Raw genomic sequence first — 16,959 nt, forward strand, 5'->3', positions numbered from 1 at the left:
TTTAGCGCGCCGGCAGCGGCAAGCACACGGCGAGCCACGCGGGCGGCGTCGGTGCGAGCTGCAGCGCGACTGGCGTAAAGCGTCCATCGAGACGGGCCGCCAGGTGAAACAGTTCCGTCGCGTTCTTCGGATCCCACTGACCCGAATAGCCGGGCAAGCCGGCCTCGCGACGTTTGGCATCGAACGCGACGTTCGAATGCACGAATTCCTCATGCGTCTGACCGCCGGTAGCAAACGGCACGAGCCAATCCAGCGCGGCGAGCAGCGTCGCGCCGTTCGCGCCCTTTTCTTGCAGCCAGTTGCGGTTGTGGCGGCGCGCGGCGAGCGCGGCCGTCACCAGCGGTTGCAGATCGTAGGTCACGTAGTGCAGCGCATCGCGCTCGCCGAAGTCGATCGTCGAGCCGTCCGGGGCGATGTTGTCGCCGATATGCTCTACAAACAGCCGCTGCGCGGCGTTGATCATCTTGCGGTTGTCGAGCGTGAATGCCGCCATCGCGATCAGCTTGATGCGGTGGCTTTGCCAATTGTTGCGGAACGTGCCCGTGAGCGGCCGCGGCTGCGCGTCGATCTGCGCGATGTAGCCGTTCGCGAGCTTCGTCAGAAACGCCATCGCCGCGTTGCGCGTTTTGACGGGCAACGCGCTCGCGGTCATGTCGTACGCGAGGATCAGACCTTCGAAACGCGTTTCGTCGATCGGATCGAAGCTCGGCTGATAGGTCGTGACCCACGCGTACAGCAGACGGTCGACGAGCTTCAGGAAGCGGTCGTCGCTGGTCGCGCGCCACGCGAGCGCGGCGTCGCGCAGCAGGTCGAGATCCTTCTCCGCTTCGACGCTCTGATCGTAGATGCCCTCGTGCGGCAGCGTGCCCTCGGTGTGCAATTTGGCGAGCGCATGGGGCTGCTCGTTCAGATGTGCCTGCACGTTGGCGACGAGCGCCTTGACGCCGGGGTCGGCATTGGTGCGCTCGCTCGTTTGCAGCGCCGGCGCCGCGCAGAAATTCATCGCGGCCTGCGCCGCGCGCAGCGGCAGCAACGCGGCCGCTGCGGCCAGCAGTACCGCGTAAGCGGGCCGCCACGGACGGACGCCTGCCGCCGCGGCCCGGCTTTGCATCAATCGCACCTTTCGCGCCATGCGAAACTCCTCGTTAGGCTGATTCGGTGTGTGATGTTAGCCGGTTGCGGCTTTCAACGACAGGACCGCGGGTGGACCGCTCGCGGACGCCGACGGACCTTCACAGCGCCGCGCATGACGTCTCGCCGACTCGCGCTGTTTACTCGTAATCGGCGATCGGCACGCACGAGCAGAACAGGTTGCGATCGCCGTACACGTTGTCCGCGCGACCGACCGGCGGCCAGTACTTGTTCGCGATCAGCGTCTTCAGCGGGTAGGCGGCGGTCTCGCGCGCATACGCGTGCTTCCAGTCGTCCGAGATCACGACCGCCGCCGTGTGCGGCGCGTGCTTCAGAGGATTGTCCTCGCGGTCCGCGCGGCCTTCCTCGACCGCGCGGATTTCCTCGCGGATCGCGATCATCGCCTCGATGAAGCGGTCGAGTTCTTCCTTCGACTCCGACTCGGTCGGTTCGACCATCAGCGTGCCCGGAACCGGGAAGCTCATCGTCGGCGCGTGGAAGCCATAGTCGGCGAGGCGCTTCGCGACGTCGTCGACGGTGATGCCGCTCGTGTCCTTGATCGGACGCAGATCGAGAATGCACTCGTGTGCGACGAGGCCGCCGGGGCCCGAGTACAACACCGGATAGTGCGGCGCGAGCTTGTTGGCGACGTAGTTCGCGTTGAGGATCGCGGTTTCGGTCGCGGCGGTCAGGTTCTTCGCGCCCATCATCGCGATGTACATCCACGAGATCGGCAGGATCGACGCCGAGCCGTACGGCGCGGCCGACACCGCGCCGATGCCATTCTCCGAGCGCTGGTAGCCCGACGAGGTCTGGTTCGGCAGGAACTGCGCGAGATGCGCGCCGACCGCGACCGGACCGACGCCCGGTCCGCCGCCGCCGTGCGGAATGCAGAAGGTCTTGTGCAGGTTCAGATGCGAGACGTCGCCGCCGAACTGACCCGGCGCGCACAGCCCGACCATCGCGTTCATGTTCGCGCCGTCCACGTACACCTGGCCGCCGTGCGCATGCACGATCTCGCAGATTTCGCGGACGTTCTGCTCGAACACGCCGTGAGTAGACGGGTACGTGATCATGATCGCCGCGAGCTTATCGGCGTGCTGCGCGGCCTTCTTCTTCAGGTCTTCGATATCGACGTTGCCCTGCGCGTCGCATGCCACGACCACGACCTGCATGCCGGCCATTTGCGCCGACGCCGGGTTCGTGCCGTGCGCCGAAGCGGGAATCAGACAGACATCGCGATGCGCTTCGCCGCGCGACGCGTGATAGGCGTGGATGATCAAAAGACCCGCGTACTCGCCCTGCGAGCCCGCGTTCGGCTGCAGCGACACGGCCGCATAGCCGGTCGCGGCGACCAGCATCTCTTCGAGCTGATCGATCATCTCGCGGTAGCCGACGGTTTGTTCGGTCGGTGCGAACGGATGGATCTGGCCGAACTCGGGCCACGTGACCGGCAGCATTTCCGACGTCGCATTCAGCTTCATCGTGCAGGAGCCGAGCGGGATCATCGAGCGATCGAGCGCGAGGTCCTTGTCCGACAGACTGCGCAGATAGCGCAGCATTTCCGTTTCCGAATGATGACGGTTGAACACGTGATGCGTCAGGTACGCGCTCGTGCGTTCGAGCGCGGCCGGCACCGACGCAGAGTTCGATGCGTTGAGCGCGGCGTCGATCGCGTCGACTTGCGGCACGTCGCTCGTGAAGGCCGCTTGAGCGAACACCGCGAGCAGGTCGGCCAGATCGTGGCGCGTGGTGGTTTCGTCGATCGACAGGCCGACTTGCGTCGCGCTCACGTGGCGCAGGTTGATGCGCCTGGCCGTCGCCGCGTCGTGCAGCGCTTGCGTGCGTGCGCCGGTGTCGAACGTGAGCGTGTCGAAGAAAGTTTCGTTGACGAGCTTATAGCCAAGCTGCTTCGCACCTTCGGCGAGCAGCGTGGCGATGCGATTGACGCGCAGTGCGATCGTCTTCAGGCCACGCGGGCCGTGGTAGACCGCGTACATGCTCGCCATGATCGCGAGCAGCGCCTGCGCGGTGCATACGTTCGAGGTCGCCTTCTCGCGGCGGATGTGTTGCTCGCGCGTTTGCAGCGCGAGACGCAGCGCGGGGTTGCCTTGCGCGTCGACGGTTACGCCGACCAGGCGTCCCGGCATTTGCCGCTTGAATTCGTCGCGCACCGCGAGGTACGCGGCATGCGGGCCGCCGAAGCCGACCGGCACGCCGAAACGCTGCGTATTGCCGATCGCGACGTCCGCGCCCCATTCGCCCGGAGGCGTAAGCAGCGTCAGCGCGAGCAGGTCGGCGGCGACGACGACATGGCCGCCCGCCGCGTGGATCGCTTCGGTCAGCGCGCGGTAGTCGCGCACGTCGCCGTTCACCCCCGGGTATTGCAGCAGCACGCCGAATGCGTTGGCGTCGGCGGCTTCAGCGGCCGGGCCGACTTTCACTTCGATGCCGACCGGCGTCGCGCGCGTCTTCACAACTTCGATGGTCTGCGGCAGCACGTCGTCGGCAACGAAGAACACGTTCGACTTCGGCTTGCCGACGCGTTGCAGCAGCGTCATCGCTTCGGCGGCGGCGGTCGCTTCGTCGAGCAGCGATGCGTTCGAGATCGCGAGGCCGGTCAGGTCGGTGACCATCTGCTGGAAGTTCAAGAGCGCTTCCAGACGGCCTTGGGAAATTTCAGGCTGGTACGGCGTGTACGCGGTGTACCACGCCGGATTTTCGAGCACGTTGCGCAGGATCACCGTCGGCGTATGGGCGTTGTAATAGCCCTGGCCGATGTAGGAGCGGAACACCTGGTTCTTGTCCGCGAGCTCGCGCAAGGCGGCGAGCGCTTCGGCTTCGCTCTTCGGTTGCGCGAAGGGGCCGAGCGGCAGCGTTTCGGTGCGGCGGATCGTCTTCGGGATGACGGCGTCGATCAATGCCGCGCGCGACGCGAAGCCGAGTGCTTCGAGCATCGCTTGCTGGTCGGCCGTATCCGGGCCGATATGCCGTTCGGCGAAGGCGTCGTGCACTTCGAGCGCGGCGAGCGAGAGAGGAGTGCGGTTCATCAGACGATCCGGGTGTTCGAGCTTCATGGGTGTTCCTGGCGGCGCGGCGCGCCGTTGTGCGAGCGCCGCGCCTGACGGTTAAAACAAAAAGTGACTCAGGCGCCGATCGACTTCGCGTACGCCTCGGCGTCGAGCAGACGGTCGAGCGACGCATCGGCGGCCGGCTTGATCTTGAACAGCCAGCTGTCGTACGGCGTGCTGTTGACGGTGTCGGGCGAGTCGGCGACGGTCGTGTTCGCCTCGATGACTTCGCCCGAGACCGGCGCGTAGATATCGGAGGCGGCCTTCACCGATTCGATCACGGCGACGGTGTCGCCCGCGGTCACGGACTTGCCCACTTCCTGGACTTCGAAGAAGACGATGTCGCCGAGCGCTTCCTGCGCGTGGTCGGTGATGCCGACCGTCAGCGTGCCGTCCGCTTCGGTGCGGACCCATTCGTGCGATTCGGTGTATTTCAGTTCGGCCGGGATGCTCATTGGATGCTCCTGAACGGTATGTTCGGTAGTGTTTGAATGTAGGGGCGTGCGCCGGCCGCTTAGACCGCCAGCACCTTGCCGTTGCGCACGAACGGCAGTTTTACCACGCTTGCGGGACACGCTTTGTCACGAATCTGGACGTGCACGGTGTCGCCCGGCTGCACGCCCTTCGGCACACGCGCGAAGGCGATCGATTCCTGCATGGTCGGCGAGAACGTGCCGCTGGTAATTTCGCCGTCGCCGTGCGGCGTGACGACTTTCTGATGCGCGCGCAGCACGCCCGCGGCCTTGCCGTTTTCCTTCAGCAGGATCAGGCCGACGAACACGGCGCGCGAGCCGTCGGCTTCGAGGCTGCTCTTGCCGACGAAATCGCGCGGCGAGGTGAGGTCGACGGTCCATGCGAGGCCGGCGTCGAGCGGCGAGACATTGTCGTCCATGTCCTGGCCGTACAGGTTCATGCCGGCTTCGAGGCGCAGCGTGTCGCGCGCGCCGAGACCGGCCGGGCGCACGCCTTGGGCGGCGAGCGCGTTCCACAGCGCTTCGACGTGGGTAGCCGGCACGATGATCTCGAAGCCGTCTTCGCCGGTATAGCCGGTGCGCGCGATGGTCAGCTCGCCAAACGGCGTGCCGTCGACGCGCGCGGCGTTGAACGGCTTCAGCGTTTCAGTCGCGGCGCGCGCGGCCGGCACGGTTTGCCAGGCCTTTTCGCGTGCGTTCGGGCCTTGCACGGCGACGATCGCCAGATCGCGGCGCGGCGTGATGGTGAGACCGAAGCCGCCCGCGTTGAGCTGGCCGAACCAGGCGATGTCTTTGTCGGCGGTGCCGGCGTTGACGACCACGCGGAAGTGGTCTTCGGCGAAGTAATAGACGATCAGATCGTCGATCACGCCGCCGTTCGGATTCAGCATGCAGGAGTAGAGCGCGCGGCCCGGCGTTTGCAGCTTCGCGACGTTGTTCGCGAGCGCGTATTCGAAGAACGCGCGGACGCGCTCGCCGGTGAAGTCGACCACGCACATGTGGGACACGTCGAACATGCCGGCGTCGGTGCGCACCGCGCGATGTTCCTCGATCTGCGAGCCGTAGTTGACGGGCATGTCCCAGCCGCCGAAGTCGACCATGCGAGCATTGAGCGCGCGGTGAGCGGCGTGGAGCGGGGTGTGTTTGAGTTCGGTCATGGGGCCTCGGGCATCTCGCGAAACAAGAAAGGCCATGCGGCGCACTGCCTCGCGGCTGTGTGCCTGCGAGCGTGGTTCTGCATGACCCCTCTGTCCTCGATACCTGAGAGATTGCGCCGCCGCGACTGGCTCAATGAGCTCGATCCGTCACGGTGAAACGCGCGCCCCTTCGGTGGGCAGCCTGCCTGCGGTGCACGACGTGCGACGCGGATGGCTACTGCCGCTCTCCAGAGTGCGAAAAAGCCGCCGGAAGACGGGTTTTTCGACGCGGTCGGTCCTTTTGCCTGAGAGTTTGCGGGTGTGCCCCTTCGGCGGCGCGGCCTGCGATTTTTCGCCTGCCAGCACGCTCTCCCGACGCGTGCGGCGAATTTACGCGACGGGCCGGGGCTTGTCAAATAAAGGCCCGGGAGCGGTGTGGGGCCGGCTGTGGCTGTTCGGGGGCGTCAAAAAGAAAAGCGCCGACCGTGGTGCCCGCGCTTTTCAGTTGCTTCTCCCGGTGCCATCCGTGACCGCACGATGAGCGGTAGTGGGGGCTCACCTGGTGGCTCGTTTGCCGATTCGGTTTGCCCACTTGCTCGCTGACTCACTCGCCGATCGCATGAGCCGCATTGTCCAGTTCCTGATTCAGCACGCGCTGTTCTTCCGCGGACAAACCGCCGCCATGCTGGGCGGCCATGTCATGCGCTTCCTGGCGGATCGTCTCGAGACGATGATGCAGCGCGGCGCCTTGCGGCGGCGGGTAATAGCCCTGATTCACGCGGTTTTCGATACGGTGCGCGAGATTGTCGATGCGGCCGTCGACCTGATGCAGACGCTGGTCCGCGATCTGCTGCGGAGTCGGGCCCGGATGCGGCGCCGGCGGGGGCGTTACCACGCAGGCGGCGACGGAGCCGAGCAGCGCGCATGCAACAAGGGCACGGATGATTCGAGACATGGATTCTCCCGGAGTCGTTGTCGTGTTGGGTTGCTACCTCACTAGCAACGGCTGACGAAGAACGCCCGCTGACTTGGCAGCGGGCGAATTTGTAACGTTGTGTTCCTTTCCGGAACGTCAGGAAAGCCCGCGCCGACAGCCTTCGGGGCGCTAAAGGCGGTCCCGTTTTTGGTACACAGATCGTGGTGGCGCGGTGTCGACGCGCAGCGGGGCGGGGTTCAGCGAATGCGCTCGAACGGCAGTCGCACGCCCTGCTCGGAACTGCGTGCGGCCAGTTCGATGATCGTCATCACGTCGACCGCGTCCTGCGTGCTGATCGGAAATGCGACGCGGTTCTGGATCGCGTCGGCCAACGCAATATAGAAGCCTGCGTACTCGCCGTTGCGGGTCGGCAATTCGCACTCGACTTCCTCGTCGCCTTCGAGCACGCGCAGCACGCCGGGGCTGTTGCCGGCGCCGAAGCCTGCGTCGCCGGGGCGCAGGCCCGCTTTCAGCTGATCTTCCTGTGTGTCGAGGCCGTACTTCACGTAGCTGCCGCGCGTGCCGTGGATAGCAAAGCGCGCTCCCGGCAACGCGGCCAGCGCGCTTGCGTGCAGCACGACCTCGAACTCGTCGTAGCCGAGCTGGATGTGCACGTAGTCGGGTGCACTTGCGTCGTCGCGATGGGTGCGCACCGTCGCCGATACGGTCTTCGGCGCGCCGAAGAGGGCGAGCGCCTGGTCGATCAGATGCGGACCGAGATCGAACAGCAGACCGCCGCCGCGCGTTACGTCTTCGCGCCAACGCTGACGCACACCCGGCCGGAAGCGGTCGAAACGCGATTCGTACTGCGTGACGCGTCCCAGTTCCACGCGTGCGAGCAGATCGCGCACGGTCAGAAAATCGCCGTCCCAGCGTCGGTTGTGAAAGGGCGCGAACAGCTTGCCGCGCGCGAGAGCGATATTGGCAAGCGTGTGGGCGTCGGCGGCGCTCAGCGTAACAGGCTTGTCGACGACCACGTGCTTGCCGGCTTCGAGGGTGCGGCGCGCGAGGTCGAAGTGGGTGTCGTTGGGGGTCGCGATCACGACGCAGTCGATGTCGTCGAGCGCGAGCAGCGCGTCGAGATCGGCGACGATTTTCGCGTGTGGATAGTCGGCGTGCGCGCGCTCGGATTGCCCGGTCGCAATCGCGGCGACCCTCGCGCGTCCGCAGTGTTCGATCACCGGTGCGTGAAACGTCGCGCCGGCGAAGCCGTAGCCCATCAATCCAATTTTCAGCGATGCGGACATGCGAGTCTTCCTGGAGGAGCGGCGCGCCGCCTTGCCACCGCGGCGGCGGCGCGCAATCTCATCATTGTGGCATTTGTGGGCTGGACTGGGGGCTGAGCATGACGGCCGGCCTTGCGCGCAGCCCGTCGGGGCGTCCGAACCATCGAGGCATCCAACGAGGGCGTCCATCGCGGTGGCCATCGCAGTGGCCATGTTAACATCGCACCTCTCGCGCGCATTGCGCCGCGCAGCATGCCCCGGGCCTTCGGCCGGCGCCACCCGCCGGTCCGACCTCAGCGGCCCTCAACCGCATTACCCATCCACAAACGATGTCCGCAGGCCTGAACCCCGCTCAAAGTGAAGCGGTCCGTTATCTCGACGGTCCCTGTCTCGTGCTCGCCGGCGCCGGCAGCGGCAAGACGCGCGTGATCACGCAGAAAATCGCGCACCTGATCGAAGCGAAGGGCTTCGAGCCACGCCACATCGCCGCCGTCACGTTCACGAACAAGGCCGCGGCGGAGATGCGCGAGCGCGTCGGCAAGCTGCTCGAAGGCAAGACGCTGACCGCACCCGGCAAGGAAGGCCGCAAGGTGCCCGTGAACCAGCTGACGGTGTGTACGTTCCACTCGCTCGGCGTGCAGATTTTGCGTCAGGAGGCGGAGCACGTCGGCCTGAAGCCGCAGTTCTCGATCATGGATTCCGACGACTGCTTCGGCATGATCCAGGAGCAGATCGGCTCGACGGACAAGGGCCTCATCCGCAAGATCCAGTCGATCATCTCGCTGTGGAAAAATGGCCTGATCATGCCCGAGCAGGCGATCGCGATCGCCTCGACCGAGGACGAGCATCAGGCGGCGATCGTCTATCGCAACTACGTGGCGACGCTGCACGCTTACCAGGCGGTCGATTTCGACGATCTGATCCGGCTGCCCGCCGAACTGTTCGCGAGCAACGAGCAGGTGCGCGACCGCTGGCAGAACAAGCTGCGCTATCTGCTGATCGACGAGTATCAGGACACCAACGCGTGCCAGTACGAACTGGTGAAGCTCCTGGCCGGCAAGCGCGCGGCGTTCACGGCGGTCGGCGACGACGATCAGGCGATCTACGGCTGGCGCGGCGCGACCCTCGAAAACCTCGGCCAGCTCGGCAAGGATTTCCCGAACCTGCACCTGATCAAGCTCGAACAGAATTACCGCTCGACGGTGCGCATCCTGACCGCCGCGAACAACGTGATCGCGAACAATCCGAAGCTGTTCGAGAAGAAGCTGTGGTCCGAGCACGGCATGGGCGACACGATCACGGTGACGGGCTGCAACGACGAGGAGCACGAGGCGGAGTCCGTCGTGTTTCGGCTGTCCGCGCACAAGTTCGAGCGGCGCGCGAATTTCCGCGACTACGCGATCCTCTATCGCGGCAACTTCCAGGCGCGCATCTTCGAGCAGGTGCTGCGCCGCGAACGGATTCCGTATGTGCTGTCGGGCGGCCAGTCGTTCTTCGATAAGGCCGAGATCAAGGACATCTGCGCGTACCTGCGTCTGATCGCCAACGCGAACGACGATCCCGCGTTCATCCGCGCGATCACGACACCGCGTCGCGGCGTCGGCAATACGACGCTGGAGGCGCTCGGCGCGTTCGCGGGTCAGGCGAAGGTGTCGCTGTTCGAGGCGGTCTACATGGGCGGCATCGAGGCGCGTCTGTCGCCGCGTCAGATCGAGCCGATGCGCGCGTTCTGCGACTTCATGCAGCGCCTGACCGACCGCGCGGAGAAGGACGCGGCGGGCACGCTACTCAATGAGCTGATGGAGGCGATCCACTACGAAGTGTATCTGTACGACGCGTTCGACGAACGCCAGGCGCAGGCGAAGTGGCAGAACGTGCTGGAGTTCATCGAGTGGCTCAAGCGCAAGGGCACGAAGGAAGAGCCGGAGCACGGCAGCGGCAGCGAAGCGACCGGCTACGACACCGCCGACGGCTTCGGCGACACCGGCAAGAACCTGCTCGGGCTGATCCAGACGGTCGCGCTGATGTCGATGCTCGAAGGCCGCGAGGAAGATCCGGATGCGGTGCGGCTGTCGACCGTGCATGCGTCGAAGGGGCTCGAGTATCCGCACGTGTTCCTGGTCGGCGTCGAGGAAGGCATCATGCCGCATCGGGGCGGCGCGGACGACGAGCCGATCGACGACGCGCGCATCGAGGAGGAACGCCGGCTGATGTACGTCGCGATCACGCGCGCGCAGCGCAGCCTGCATCTGAACTGGTGCAAGAAGCGCAAGCGGGCGCGGGAGACGGTCGTCTGCGAGGCGTCGCGCTTCATCAACGAAATGCTGCTCGACGATGCGCCGCCGCCGACACCGGAAGAAGCGCCGATGTCGCCGAAGGACCGGCTCGCGAGCCTGAAGGCGTTGTTGCAGAAGTCGTGAGCGGGCGGGACTGCAAGTGCCCGCCAGGTACGTTTGCTTGCGATTGCACATAAAAAATCCCTGCATCGCGTTAGTGCATGCAGGGATTTTTCATTTCAGCGACGACCGATGCCGCGTGCTTTACTTCACCGCGCTGACCATATAGTCGACCGCGGCCTTCACGTCCGCATCCGATGCGTTCGAGCCGCCCTTCGGCGGCATCGCACCCTTGCCGTGCAGCGCGTAGTTATAGACGGTGTCCATCGGGTCCTTCAGGCGCGGCGCCCATGCTTCCTTGTCGCCGAACTTCGGCGCGTTCAGCACGCCGGCCGCGTGACAGGCCTGGCATACCGACTGATACAGCGCCTTGCCGGCCTGCGAGGCGTCCGCGCTTTGCGCGCCACCTGCTGCCGGGGCGGGAGTCTGCGGCACGCTGGCCATTGCGGCCATCGCCGCGGCGGCCTGGGCCGCGCCCGCGTCCGATGCACCTGCTGCACCGGATGCCGCGGCCGCGCCGGATGCCGCGGCCGCGCCCGCCGCCGGCTGCGCCGGCTCGGGGAAGCTCGCGCCCGAATTGTTCGCCATATAGACGACCGCGCGCGCGATCTCGACGTCACTGTAGTCGTCGGGGCTCGTGCCGCCGCGCGGCGGCATGGCGCCCTTGCCGGACAGGGCGGTGTGCCACAGGGTGTCGAAGCCCTGCGCGATGCGCGGCGCCCAGTCGGCGGTGTTGGTAAATTTCGGCGCGCCTGCGGCACCCGACGCGTGACACGCCGAGCAGACCGCCTTGTAGACTTCCTCGCCGCTCTTGTAGACGCGCGGCGCGTTGGCGTCGCGGATCTCGACGTGGGCGATCGGATGGATGCGGGAGGTGACTTCGGCTTCGGAGAGAGAGTCGGTGCCGGCGCCGGTGCGCGTCGAATTATCGACGTAGACGGCGAGCAGAACGATGATGACGATCGGCACAGCAAACCCGGCGATGACCGCGGCGATGAGCTGTGCTGGGGTTTTGATCGGGGCTCCGTGTGGTGCTTCGCTCATGCTTGTCTCGTCTCCGTGGTGTGTGAGCGGTACAGCGCGACGGCAACTTCCTGTTCTTTATCAGCCACGGACGATTATAGACGCAAGCTTTCGGCGGCGGCGAGGGGGCCAGGACGGTGTTCAGCAGGCGTTTACCCGGGTCGGCATGGACGATGGCAGGGGCCGGGGAAGACGCTGGGATGGGCGTCGGAGGCCGTCCTGTGGACGGTTCGGCCGAAACCGGGTATCCTTGCGGTCTCTCGCGTTGCCGTCGCGTCCGTTCTGGTTGGCGCGCTCTCGCGTAGATTCCCCGCAGTTTTATGGTGAAGCGCCCGTAGCTCAATGGATAGAGTACTGCCCTCCGAAGGCAGGGGTTGCTGGTTCGATCCCAGCCGGGCGCGCCAAGCCAAATAAGGGTTTCAACGATTTTTGAACCTGTGAGTATTCGCCACAGATGTCGTAAACGACACCTGTAGCTACCACGTTAAGTCCAGAGCTAGACTTTGCGGCCGGGTCGTTCCAAATCCGGACGAACTCTCCTCCTCCTCCCTCCTGTCGACCCCGCGATTTTCGCGGCCGTTGCGGCGAACGCTCCGAGATGAGCTTTCTGCACGCGCCGAAAACTTCCAGGCACTATTCTCCCGTTCAATCGTTCGAGTACCCGCCTTCGCGAGGGATATACGCCCGCCGCGCGGAGGGAATTGCGTTCATCCAAATACATCACGTTGAACGTCTCTGTCGCTTCCCGGCGAAGAGACTCGGACAATTCGCGGCCGTGTTTGACCAAAAACGCATGTTGGTCAGGAAAGTTCTTTTTCAGATATTTCAGCGAAATCCCGGCGGCTCGCGCTGCTTCGGTTGCGTTAATTGCGCGGCCGCTGCGAATCAACGCGTCAACTTCTGCACGTAAGTCATCTTTTGGTCGCCGAGCGCCGGTCACTCCGCTCTGCATCAACCGACGACGTTGCTCACCCGGCGCGCGACGGAGCGAAAGCATGACGCGGTTTCCGAGCAGAATATCGGCGATGGCGCATCCACAGCTGCCGCGCGAAGTCGTTCGGCACGAACTTCCCGAGATTTTGCACGGATCGAACGATTACCCCGAGATCAAGGCAGGCACGCCGGCATGTAATCACGCGCGGTTAACACATGGCTTGAGCACGCTGCCGGAGTCGGTAGGCTAAACACCGGCTGGGTTTAAGGTCTGTCTTGGTCGAGAAGAAGTTACGACTCTCATTGCGCGCCTGTCCGGAACAATCAGGCAATGAATCAAGAGGAACTGACTAACATCCCCTTCCTGCATATGCCATCGTAAACGGAGCACTTTTCGATGGAGGAGCAGCATGCTTAAGACTCGGAAGCTTGGATGTGAAGGACTTGTGGTGTCGGAGATCGCGCTGGGCTGCATGGGGATGTCCTTTGCATACGGCACGCCGGACGACGAGGAATCGGTCGCAACGATCCATCGGGCGATCGAACTGGGTTGTGCGTTTCTCGATACTGCGGAAATCTATGGCCCATTCACCAACGAAGAACTGCTCGGCCGTGCGTTGAAGGGGCGCCGGCACGAGGTCACGATCGCGACCAAGTTCGGTTTTGCCTTTGAAAATGGTGTGCGCGGCCTCAATAGCCGCCCCGAGCACATCAAGGGAGTGATTGATGCTTCGCTAAAGCGCTTGCAGACCGATCACATCGATTTACTGTATCAGCATCGGGTCGATCCCGATGTGCCGATCGAAGATGTTGCGGGCACGGTGAAGGATGCGATCGCGGCCGGCAAGGTGCGCTTTTTTGGCTTGTCCGAAGCGAGCGTCGATACCATCCGGCGGGCGCACGCGGTGCAACCGGTTTCCGCCCTGCAGAGTGAATATTCGCTGTTCGAGCGCGGTGTCGAAGACAAGGTCTTGCCGGCGCTTCGTGAACTCGGCATTGGTTTTGTGCCATATAGTCCGCTTGGCCGCGGGTTTCTGACCGGCACGGCGCAGCGGGCGGAAGAGTTGCCCGCCGATGACTGGCGTGCTGCCAACGATCCGCGCATTCAGGGCAACAATTTCGACGCGAACATCAAGCTCGCCGACTTCGTCAAGGCGCTGGCGAAGGACAAGTCCGTGACGCCGGGCCAGATTGCCCTCGCATGGCTGCTTCATCAAGGCAACGATCTGGTGCCGATCCCGGGCACCAAGCGGCGCCAGTACCTCGAGGAAAACCTGGGGGCGGCTTCAGTCACGCTCACGGCCGCCGAGCTGGAAAGCATTCGCGCTTTCCTCTCGCAGCACAAGACGGCGGGTGCGCGCTACCTGCCGGCGATGCTATCGAATCTCGATCAGTAGCGCAGCGCGGACGATCAGGCGAGCTCCGCGAGGCAAGCCTCGAAGGTGGCGATCAGGCGGTCGACGTCAGTCGTAGAGGTTTAGTTTGTTTTTATTGAGCGTCTTGTAGTACCTTCGGCAGTTCCACATTCTGATGCATTGGCGCTGGATGATCGTCAGGTCATCCAGCCGCTCCTGACGAGCGACAACGTAAATAGCCGCCTTGGCCAAGGGTGCTTGAGTCGTACACCGTGAACGTCTGCTCTACCTCGGGAAGAGCCGTAGATGGCTCGCCATGGCGAACGTTGGTTCGGGGTCCGAAAGCGGCCCATTGCCGGTATGCGGCGAGCGTGGCGACGGCCGCAACTCACCCGGCTGGCAAAGCCGCCTGCCGCGTCAGCCGGTTCCACGGCGTGATCTGCCAGCGCAGCGCAGCATGCGTCGCACTGCGCGCAGCGCGCACACCCCTGTTCCGGCCGCAGTCATAGCCAACGAACGACGACGTAGCGCTCATCTGTGCTGTGCTGAGCCCGTTGGCATCAGGCACTCGCGGTCCGTACACCACGCCGACACTGGCCCGCCCGTGGTCTGACCCAATCGGCCATTTTCCTGAAGCCGATCGCACCGGCTCGCGAAAAGCCGGTGCGATGCTACCTACCTCAGGACGAGGCGAGCGTGGCGATGTCGCTGGCGCTCATGGCGCCGTTATAGACACGGAAGTCGTCGATCAGACCGCTGAAATACGGGTCATTAAATTGTGAACGTCCCAGCCAGTTGTTCGTCGTACCTCGCAATTGGAACGGCGAAAGTGACATCGAGGTATTGGTTCCGACAACGGCTCCATTGACGTACAACGTGCCAGTCGCACCGGACAGCGTCACCGCGACATGCACCCATTGCGACAACGGCAGCGCCGCAGTGCCGTTGATACGTTGCTCGGCATTCCCACCGCCGCTGTCCGTAATCGCAAACCGCACCTGGCCGCTATCGCTTCGCGGTGTCAAAAACATGTAACGAGTGCTGTTGTTGCCAAAGTCGAAAATACGCTGCCAATTCGAGGAGCCATTCCAGTACACCCAGGCCGCGATGGTGAAGTCGTTGATGCCTGAGATGAAGCCGGCCGGCAGGGTGACATAGGCGCCGCTCCCGTTGAGTTGCACGGCGGTGTTGTGCTTGCCGGCCGCCCATGTTGCGCCGCCGAGCAGCGTGCCGTTATTGCCATTGCGCGTCGCATCGGAGGCGGTGGTGCCGCTCCCCTGGTCGAAAGTCAGGTTGGTGTATAGCAGCGTGCCACTCACGCCCATCGCTTCGCTTGACTGCGTCGTTTCGCCGGACGGCGTGATCGCGGTCACCACATAGTAGTAAGCGCCTGCGGGCAGGTTGGCGTCGGTATACGCCAGAAGATCGGAAATACCGCTCGCGGCAAGCGTGTAGGGGCCGCCGGACGTCGTGCTCCGGTAGACGTTGTAGCTGGTCGCATAGGCGGTTCCCCACCAGGACAGGACGATCTGGCCGGCAATCGTCGGCGCGGTCAGGCCCGAGGGGGGTGTCCCTTGAGCAATCGGGTCGCGCTGGAAGGTCAAGGTGCCATAGCCCAACTGATCAGAATTGCCGCCGGTGCCAAGTCCGCCTTCCGGCGAGTGCGAGGTCGCAAACTTCTGACAGTATGGAGCGGCAATGCCTTTCCGGTTGACGTAATGGTTGTAAATCAGCGCCCATTCTGGCCGGGTGTTGCCCTGAGCTGCGGTCGAAAAGACGGTGTCATACGCATTGTTGGTAGGGCAGTAATAGGGAGCGAACGGCACGGAATAGTAGGTCGTGCCTGACTGGATGAGGTTGCCCTTTGCGACGTATTCGCTGGCAGCCAACGCCCGGTTGTTGTCGTAGCCGTACAGGTCGATGCCTTGGTTCCACGCCATTTCGCAGATGGGACCTAACACGGAAATGCTGAGTGTATCGTGTCCCTGGTCGCGCCCAGCCTCCTGGGTCTGGCCCAGATAGCCAGGATGAAGGTGAACGACCAGATTCTCGATAGCGCCGTTGCCAAGGCCTTGCTGGAAGTAGCTGATCGCCTGGTTGAAGATCGTCTGGTTGTCGCAGAGGACACCTACCGCTAGAACCATGGCGGTGGCGAGGAGATCCCAGCTTGCGTAGACGGCGAGGGCCGCGCCAGTCCCGCTGGCGACACCTCCGTTCAACGGATAAAACACGTTGAGCATCATGTTCTGGAACGCCGCGAAGTCCGCCGGCGCCCAGCCCGGATAGTCGCGCATCAATTCTGCGGCGTTGGCGAACGTGTAACCCTGGAGCCCGGCCCGCAAGAAGCCGCCGTAGTTACCGTTGGACACGGCGATTTGCGTCAGCGTCGACGCCCAGGCGTTCATGATGGCCACCGCCGTATTGGCGGCCGTCGTGTCTCCGGCAATCTTCCAGCGCAACGCGTTGGCATAGGCGGCGGCGACGTCGTTGTACAGATACCCGCAATTGTCCGCGTAGCCGGGCATGGCATTATAAATGACCGCTTGGGGACTGGGCTTCCATGACGTGCTGGCGTAAGGGCTTGTGAGCATCAGGTTCCAGGTGTCGATCCACGGCGAAGCCTTGGCTGCCACCTTCTGGGCCATCCGGTTCAAATCGGCTTGCGTATGGAGCAGCCCGGGATGGACGAATGAACTGCTTCCAGACGGTCCGTTTACGTTTGCCTGTGCGTTTGCGACTGCCTGCTGGCTGCGCGCTGCACTCGCTGCTCCCGTACTGCCGTCGGACCCCGAGCCGGCGCCACATCCCGTCAGAGCAAGCGCTCCGAGTCCCTGCAGGAAGTTGCGGCGCGACATGTTGCTTTTTAGGGACGACAACACATCGAACAGGGCGCCTCCCTCGTCGCCCCGACCGATTTCTGCCGCTGCGTATTCCGTTATCGTTTGAGTCGCGTCCTGATTCGGTTTGTTCATAGACACCTTCCTTTTGGTGATGCAGTGGGACAGCGATAGATAGAGTTCAAAGCTCGCCTGGACTTTGATGTTGGAGCCGGCGCATGCCGGGCACGAAAGGACGTGTGAGACAAACCGACCCGAATGTTGACCTGACCAATCGACGCACAGCACGCACAAGCGCGCTTCTCGACGAGATAAGGCGCACATCGCGCGTCGAAAGAATTGATGGCGCTGATTGCACCGCACGCGCAACCCTGGGCGAAGGGCCACCCCGCCGTTTGCCGT

The 16,959-nt window shown here is 64.0% G+C and carries 11 protein-coding genes, 1 tRNA gene and 2 riboswitches; of the genes, 3 read left to right on the top strand and 9 right to left on the bottom strand.

The window, feature by feature from the left end; all coding sequences use genetic code 11:
• Window position 1: 1 nt before the first annotated feature.
• The 6 genes from OKW28_RS40900 to OKW28_RS40925 all read right to left on the bottom strand — a co-directional run bounded on the left by OKW28_RS40900 (window position 2) and on the right by OKW28_RS40925 (window position 8,034).
• Entirely contained in the window at window positions 2–1,132 is a 1,131-nt protein-coding gene (locus OKW28_RS40900; protein ID WP_429453848.1) for an alginate lyase family protein, read from the bottom strand.
• Between the two features lie 139 nt (window positions 1,133–1,271).
• On the bottom strand, window positions 1,272–4,208 hold the full coding sequence (gene gcvP / locus OKW28_RS40905) for an aminomethyl-transferring glycine dehydrogenase (RefSeq protein WP_429453850.1): 2,937 nt from the start codon (window positions 4,206–4,208) through the stop codon (window positions 1,272–1,274).
• Window positions 4,209–4,276: 68 nt separating this feature from the next.
• Window positions 4,277–4,657 (bottom strand): glycine cleavage system protein GcvH, encoded by a 381-nt coding sequence (gene gcvH, locus OKW28_RS40910; protein WP_429453851.1) that lies wholly within the window; start codon window positions 4,655–4,657, stop codon window positions 4,277–4,279.
• 59 nt (window positions 4,658–4,716) lie between these two features.
• Window positions 4,717–5,832 carry a glycine cleavage system aminomethyltransferase GcvT gene (gene gcvT, locus OKW28_RS40915; RefSeq protein WP_429453853.1) on the bottom strand — a complete coding sequence of 372 codons (1,116 nt, stop codon included), beginning with the start codon at window positions 5,830–5,832 and terminating at the stop codon, window positions 4,717–4,719.
• 80 nt (window positions 5,833–5,912) lie between these two features.
• Window positions 5,913–6,073: riboswitch (glycine riboswitch) on the bottom strand.
• Between the two features lie 21 nt (window positions 6,074–6,094).
• Window positions 6,095–6,196: riboswitch (glycine riboswitch) on the bottom strand.
• A gap of 219 nt (window positions 6,197–6,415) precedes the next feature.
• A complete protein-coding gene (locus tag OKW28_RS40920; RefSeq protein ID WP_429453855.1) occupies window positions 6,416–6,766 on the bottom strand; it encodes a hypothetical protein in 351 nt (116 codons plus the stop codon).
• Between the two features lie 218 nt (window positions 6,767–6,984).
• Complete coding sequence (locus OKW28_RS40925; protein WP_429453857.1) at window positions 6,985–8,034, bottom strand: oxidoreductase; 1,050 nt, start codon at window positions 8,032–8,034, stop codon at window positions 6,985–6,987.
• A gap of 308 nt (window positions 8,035–8,342) precedes the next feature.
• On the opposite strand from OKW28_RS40925, the gene OKW28_RS40930 reads away from it, so the two are divergent.
• The gene (locus OKW28_RS40930; RefSeq protein WP_429453859.1) at window positions 8,343–10,433 is read left to right on the top strand and encodes a UvrD-helicase domain-containing protein; all 2,091 of its coding nucleotides are present in this window, start codon (window positions 8,343–8,345) and stop codon (window positions 10,431–10,433) included.
• Window positions 10,434–10,553: 120 nt separating this feature from the next.
• Here OKW28_RS40930 and OKW28_RS40935 read toward each other — a convergent pair whose 3' ends face one another.
• The gene (locus tag OKW28_RS40935; protein ID WP_429453861.1) at window positions 10,554–11,453 is read right to left on the bottom strand and encodes a c-type cytochrome; all 900 of its coding nucleotides are present in this window, start codon (window positions 11,451–11,453) and stop codon (window positions 10,554–10,556) included.
• Window positions 11,454–11,760: 307 nt separating this feature from the next.
• Between OKW28_RS40935 and OKW28_RS40940 the strand changes: the two genes are divergently transcribed.
• Window positions 11,761–11,836, top strand: a tRNA-Arg gene (locus OKW28_RS40940).
• A gap of 92 nt (window positions 11,837–11,928) precedes the next feature.
• On the opposite strand, the gene OKW28_RS40945 is transcribed toward OKW28_RS40940, so the two are convergent.
• Window positions 11,929–12,429, bottom strand: coding sequence for a hypothetical protein (locus OKW28_RS40945; protein ID WP_429453863.1), 501 nt, complete (start codon window positions 12,427–12,429; stop codon window positions 11,929–11,931).
• 346 nt (window positions 12,430–12,775) lie between these two features.
• On the opposite strand from OKW28_RS40945, the gene OKW28_RS40950 reads away from it, so the two are divergent.
• Entirely contained in the window at window positions 12,776–13,762 is a 987-nt protein-coding gene (locus tag OKW28_RS40950) for an aldo/keto reductase (protein ID WP_429453865.1), read from the top strand.
• Window positions 13,763–14,400: 638 nt separating this feature from the next.
• On the opposite strand, the gene OKW28_RS40955 is transcribed toward OKW28_RS40950, so the two are convergent.
• Window positions 14,401–16,692, bottom strand: a complete 2,292-nt coding sequence (locus tag OKW28_RS40955) for a LamG-like jellyroll fold domain-containing protein (protein ID WP_429453867.1) — start codon at window positions 16,690–16,692, stop codon at window positions 14,401–14,403.
• Between the last annotated feature and the right edge of the window lie 267 nt (window positions 16,693–16,959).

It is taken from the genome of Paraburkholderia sp. 40 (assembly GCF_050434105.1).
Lineage (GTDB): Bacteria > Pseudomonadota > Gammaproteobacteria > Burkholderiales > Burkholderiaceae > Paraburkholderia > Paraburkholderia tuberum.

What these genes read in the sequence shown, in the direction of transcription:
- gcvH (WP_429453851.1), bottom strand. Translation starts at nt 4,657, where the DNA reads ATGAGCATCCCGGCCGAACTGAAATACACCGAATCGCACGAATGGGTC.
- OKW28_RS40920 (WP_429453855.1), bottom strand. Translation starts at nt 6,766, where the DNA reads ATGTCTCGAATCATCCGTGCCCTTGTTGCATGCGCGCTGCTCGGCTCC.
- OKW28_RS40925 (WP_429453857.1), bottom strand. Translation starts at nt 8,034, where the DNA reads ATGTCCGCATCGCTGAAAATTGGATTGATGGGCTACGGCTTCGCCGGC.
- OKW28_RS40900 (WP_429453848.1), bottom strand. Translation starts at nt 1,132, where the DNA reads ATGGCGCGAAAGGTGCGATTGATGCAAAGCCGGGCCGCGGCGGCAGGC.
- OKW28_RS40950 (WP_429453865.1), top strand. Translation starts at nt 12,776, where the DNA reads ATGCTTAAGACTCGGAAGCTTGGATGTGAAGGACTTGTGGTGTCGGAG.
- OKW28_RS40930 (WP_429453859.1), top strand. Translation starts at nt 8,343, where the DNA reads ATGTCCGCAGGCCTGAACCCCGCTCAAAGTGAAGCGGTCCGTTATCTC.
- OKW28_RS40935 (WP_429453861.1), bottom strand. Translation starts at nt 11,453, where the DNA reads ATGAGCGAAGCACCACACGGAGCCCCGATCAAAACCCCAGCACAGCTC.
- gcvP (WP_429453850.1), bottom strand. Translation starts at nt 4,208, where the DNA reads ATGAAGCTCGAACACCCGGATCGTCTGATGAACCGCACTCCTCTCTCG.
- OKW28_RS40945 (WP_429453863.1), bottom strand. Translation starts at nt 12,429, where the DNA reads ATGCTTTCGCTCCGTCGCGCGCCGGGTGAGCAACGTCGTCGGTTGATG.
- OKW28_RS40955 (WP_429453867.1), bottom strand. Translation starts at nt 16,692, where the DNA reads ATGAACAAACCGAATCAGGACGCGACTCAAACGATAACGGAATACGCA.
- gcvT (WP_429453853.1), bottom strand. Translation starts at nt 5,832, where the DNA reads ATGACCGAACTCAAACACACCCCGCTCCACGCCGCTCACCGCGCGCTC.